General features: G+C 60.9%; 5 protein-coding genes. 3 read left to right on the top strand and 2 right to left on the bottom strand.

All coding sequences use genetic code 11. From position 1 onward, the window contains the following. Both ACO41U_RS10070 and ACO41U_RS10065 read right to left on the bottom strand, forming a co-directional pair. On the bottom strand, positions 1–875 hold an 875-nt coding region (locus ACO41U_RS10070; protein ID WP_485943666.1), incomplete at its 3' end, for a hypothetical protein. A 13-nt stretch (positions 876–888) separates the two neighbouring features. Continuing rightward, entirely contained in the window at positions 889–1,167 is a 279-nt protein-coding gene (locus tag ACO41U_RS10065) for a hypothetical protein (RefSeq protein ID WP_485943664.1), read from the bottom strand. 175 nt (positions 1,168–1,342) lie between these two features. Between ACO41U_RS10065 and ACO41U_RS10060 the strand changes: the two genes are divergently transcribed. From ACO41U_RS10060 to ACO41U_RS10050, 3 genes are all read left to right on the top strand, one after another. Next, positions 1,343–2,125 carry a ZIP family metal transporter gene (locus ACO41U_RS10060; RefSeq protein WP_485943662.1) on the top strand — a complete coding sequence of 261 codons (783 nt, stop codon included), beginning with the start codon at positions 1,343–1,345 and terminating at the stop codon, positions 2,123–2,125. Positions 2,126–2,192: 67 nt separating this feature from the next. Continuing rightward, positions 2,193–2,984 carry a class I SAM-dependent methyltransferase gene (locus ACO41U_RS10055; RefSeq protein WP_485943660.1) on the top strand — a complete coding sequence of 264 codons (792 nt, stop codon included), beginning with the start codon at positions 2,193–2,195 and terminating at the stop codon, positions 2,982–2,984. 132 nt (positions 2,985–3,116) lie between these two features. Further along, positions 3,117–3,560, top strand: coding sequence for a hypothetical protein (locus ACO41U_RS10050; protein ID WP_485943658.1), 444 nt, complete (start codon positions 3,117–3,119; stop codon positions 3,558–3,560). Positions 3,561–3,628: the final 68 nt, after the last annotated feature.

Raw genomic sequence — 3,628 nt, 5'->3', positions numbered from 1 at the left:
CAGCGCTCCACCTCGGACCTGGCATCCTCGTCGGTGAGGTTGAACCTCCTGGCCACCCGCGCCAAAGCCTCGCTCCTGGGGATGCCAAAGTCGCGGCAGGCGTTCACAAATCCCTGCACGTTACCCTTGGCGAGGCCCTGTTCCGCTGCCTCGCGGCGTACTCTGTCAACGTAATTCCGCGTCGCCGTCTCCTGGTCAAACAGCATCGTCATGATGTCCATCACCTCCGCCTCCCTGTCCTCCAGATACTCCTTCAGCACGTCGCGCTCCTTGCAGATACGTATCGTCTCACGGATCGTCCGCCTCGTCCGACCGTAGAGCTTCACCTGATCGCTGAGAACCCTGCAGAACGCCGCATACTGGCTGATGACGTCCCCCGTCCCCTCGCCGTAGAGCATCTTGGCCCGCACCTCGATCGCAAACGGCTCTCCGCAGAAAAACTCCTCCGAAAGGGAGAGGACTGCAGGGCGTGCAACCCTCTCGCCCGTGTAGAGAACGTAGAACTCCGGCCGGGGGAGCGCCGCCCTGGGGGCGTGATAGAGGTCTGCCCCCGTCCTCGCAAAGTGGTTCCGCCACGTCTGCACAAGGTACATCGCCCCGCGAATCAGGACATTCTCCGTCCACGTGCTCTGCGCCTCCACGAGAACCACCAGACGGTCCGCCACCATAAAACCCAGGTCGTTATAGATGTCGTCAACCAGCACGTTGTTGATGCTGACGTCCGTCAGGTCGTCCTCCATGGTCGTCGTGTCCTCCGGGTGCAGCGTCCGGTAGAGCTGAAACAGGTACCTCTTGATCTTGAAGAGGTCGGAGAACACCGTGGCCTTGACCTCGCGGTTCATGTCCCAAGCCTCCTCCCGCTCCACCCTGCCCATGCCCTCACCCCCTTCACTCTGCCGGTGCGGTTTCCTTCGCCTCCCAGCAGCGCTCCACCTCGGACCTGGCATCCTCGTCGGTGAGGTTGAACCTCCTGGCCACCCGCGCCAAAGCCTCGCTCCTGGGGATGCCAAAGTCGCGGCAGGCGTTCACAAATCCCTGAACGTTGCCCCTGGCAAGGCCCTTGGCGATACCTTCAGCGAGGCTCTGTTCCGCCGCCTCGCGGCGCACCCTGTCGACGTAATTCCGCGTCGCCGTCTCCTGATCAAACAGCATCGTCATGATGTCCATCACCGTTGCCTCCCCGTCCTCATTATACGCCTCGCGGATGACGAGAATGGATTATAATTAAACGATTTACCCCCGTTAACGTCCAAAGGGAACGGGGAGGCAGGACACACACGGGAGCTTGAACACAAATCCCCCTGTCAGGGCGCGAAGGGGTACGAAAGGCGAGGTAAGGTTCATGAATCTTCAAGTGTTTCAGGGGATCCTGATCCCCTTTCTGGGGACGTCCCTCGGCGCAGCCTGCGTGTTCTTCATGAAGGGGGAGCTCAACGACACCATTCGACGGGCGCTCACCGGCTTTGCCGCGGGGGTCATGACCGCCGCGTCGATCTGGAGCCTATTGATCCCCGCCATAGAGCAGAGCGAGCCCCTTGGGGCCTTCGCCTTTTTCCCTGCGGCGGTCGGCTATTGGGCAGGGACCCTGTTCCTCCTCCTGCTGGACCGGGTCGTCCCGCACCTGCACATGGACGCTCAGGAGGCCGAGGGTCCCAGAACCCACCTCCCGCGAACGACGATGCTCTCCCTCGCCGTCACGCTGCACAACGTCCCCGAGGGCATGGCCGTGGGGATCGTCTACGCGGGGCTCCTGTCCGGCGTGGAGGAGATCACTGCGGGCGGCGCCATGGCCCTGGCGCTCGGCATCGCCATTCAGAACTTCCCGGAGGGCGCCATCATCTCCATGCCGCTTCACGCGGAGGGGGAGAGCCGACGCCACGCCTGCGTCGAGGGCATCCTGTCCGGCGCGGTGGAACCCGTTGCCGCCGTTCTGATGCTCTGGGCCGCGGAGGTCTTCACGCCCCTCATGCCCTACTTTCTGAGCTTCGCGGCCGGGGCGATGTTCTACGTCGTGGTGGAGGAGCTGATCCCGGAGTTCTCGTCGGGCAAGCACTCCGACGTCGGCGGCCTGATGTTCGCCGTCGGTTTCACCCTGATGATGGCCCTGGACGTGGCCCTCGGGTAATCGAATGGGGCCTGCGGAGCTGCGCAGGCCCCAGCGTTTTGAATTTTTATCGACTGGAGGGATGTCCATGAAACCGAACTACAAGAACTGGGTGCCGAAGGGCCTGCTCGTCGCCCTCGCCGTCGTGACCGCCGTCATCCTGCTGTTCTTCCTTGCCCTGGGGGTCCTGGGGACCGGCGTTTCCGACACGGCGCGGGGCGTTCTGGCCGTCGTGCTGGGGCTCGCAAGCGCCGCCTGCCTCGTCCTTCTGGCGCTCGGCATCGCGCTGTATCGGGCCTTTGACTACAACGGCAAAAGACAACTGGCGCGCGCCATCGTCGAGGGGGTCGCGCAATACGTCCATCTGCCCGACGGCGGATGCGGGCTCGACGTGGGCTGCGGCAGCGGCGCGCTGACCATCGCCTGCGCGAAGAGGAACCCGCGGGGAAGCATGACGGGGGTTGACCTGTGGGGGATCACCTACGCCTCATACAACAAGAAGCTCTGCGAGGACAACGCCCTGGCAGAGGGCGTGAGCAACGTCCACTTCCTTCAGGGCAACGCGGTGAAGCTCGATTTTCCGGACGAGGGCTTCGACGCGGTCACCAGCAACTACTGCTACCACAACATCGTTGGAGTAAACCAGCAGGACGTCCTCCTGGAAACGTTGCGGGTCCTGAAGAAGGGCGGGACCTTCGCCTTGCACGACCTCATGTCCCCCGCCCGGTACGGGGACATGCAGGCGTTCGCCGAGAGGCTGCGGGCCATGGGGTATCAGGAAGTGCAGATCATCGACACGACGCAGGGCCTGTTCATGAGCCCCAGGGAGGCAAAATTCCTCTTCCTTGGAGGGTCCACGCTGCTGGTGGGACGAAAGTAGGCCGTCCGGACGACTGTTGACCTTGACGAGGAGCTTTCCAAGGATGCCATCTTTGGTGGTCTGGATGAGTGCCTGAAGGAAATACAGGCATTTGAAGCCGATCTGAAACAGAAGCTAGAGGCATAATCCAAAATGGCAAACACAAATTCAGAGAATCCGCATGTCGGACGCAAGTTTCAAGAACTCGTAAAGTCGATTCTTGAGTCTAAGTTCAATACATATTTTGAACCTGAAGCGGCGGTGGCTATAGGAAAACCTGCCAAGGATCACAAGTTTGATCTTGCAAATAAGGATAGGTCCATCGTCGCGGAATGCAAATGTTATATGTGGACGGATTCAGGTAATGTTCCAAGCGCCAAGCTGATGGGGCTGGACGAGGCGGTTTTCTACTTTGGCTTCTTGCCACCGGATACCAAGAAGCTCCTTTGCATGAAAAAGGCCGTGTATCGTGGGAAGTCAGAGACCCTTGCAGAGTATTATGTTCGTGTGCACGGCCATCTGCTGAGCGATACTTATGTTTTTGAAATCGCAGATGATGGCGGCATTCGGGAGATAAGAAATGGGGCAGCCGGGTAAACCTTTTATAGATGTGGGCTGCGGCAGCGGCGCGCTGACCATCGCCTGCGCGAAGAGGAACCCGCGGG

Source organism: Fretibacterium sp., from assembly GCF_057312375.1.
This window is presented reverse-complemented; position numbering and strand designations above follow the sequence as displayed.